Below are 211 nucleotides of genomic sequence, written 5' to 3'. Positions count from 1 at the left end.
ACTACTTCGTCAACAGTCCGATCATTGAGCGTCGCCTCTGGAAGTACTACAAGCGCGACTCAGAAGTTCTATATCCGCCCGTCGAACTGGACCGGTACTACGATGACGGCGATCACAGGTTCTTCCTTCATCTCGGCCGGCTTGATGAGGAGAAGGGCGTCCCCGAAGTCGTCTCGGCTTTTGAGGACTTGGATGAGCGGCTGGTGATGGT

At 55.5% G+C, this 211-nt stretch carries 1 pseudogene; it reads left to right on the top strand.

The features are described from left to right. Positions 1-211, top strand: a pseudogene (locus EXE42_RS20305) (group 1 glycosyl transferase); the annotation flags it as partial.

Origin of the sequence: Halorubrum sp. SP3 (assembly GCF_005435195.1) — an archaeon.
Taxonomy (GTDB): domain Archaea; phylum Halobacteriota; class Halobacteria; order Halobacteriales; family Haloferacaceae; genus Halorubrum; species Halorubrum sodomense.
This window is presented reverse-complemented; position numbering and strand designations above follow the sequence as displayed.